Genomic DNA, 572 nt, shown 5'->3' with positions numbered 1-572 from the left:
GTGTGAGGCCACAGCGTCCGCCAGGTCGACGTCGAGGGCCTGGTCGGGACGGCCTTCACCCACCGCGATTCCCGCGCCGGCGACCCCGATCTGCACACCCACCTCGTCATCGCCAACAAAGTCAGGCGGATCCAGGACGGGCAGTGGGGGTCCCTAGATGGGCGGATGATCTACGCCCACAATGTGCCCGCCTCCGAGTTGTACAACACCCGCCTCGAACACCACCTCGAAGAAGCCCTCGGTTTGGTGTTCGTCGAGACACCGGACCGCGACATGCACAAGCGGCCGATCCGTGAGATCGCCGGCATCCCACAGGCGTTGATGGCGGCCTGGTCCACCCGCGCGGAATCCATCACCGCCAGACTCGCCGACCTGTCGGCCGACTTCCAGGCCCGTCACGGCCGTGAGCCCACCGCCAAGGAACTGCTGCGACTCGGCGAGGAAGCGACGCTGTCCACGCGCGGCGGCAAGCACCGTGCCCGGTCGAGGGCCGAGCAACGCGCCGATTGGCGCGCGCAGGCCGCCGAGATCCTCGGCGAGGGCGTGGACGTGGACGCGATGGTCGCCACCGT

Annotated in this window: 1 protein-coding gene; it reads left to right on the top strand. The window is 68.9% G+C overall.

The features are described from left to right. Positions 1–39: 39 nt before the first annotated feature. On the top strand, positions 40–572 hold a 533-nt coding region (gene mobF, locus A5780_RS34620), incomplete at its 3' end, for a MobF family relaxase (RefSeq protein WP_231983193.1).

Origin of the sequence: Nocardia sp. 852002-20019_SCH5090214, from assembly GCF_001665865.1 — a bacterium.
GTDB lineage: Bacteria > Actinomycetota > Actinomycetes > Mycobacteriales > Mycobacteriaceae > Nocardia > Nocardia nova.
The sequence above is the reverse complement of the archived record's forward strand: the minus strand, read 5'-3'. Positions and strand labels throughout refer to the sequence as shown.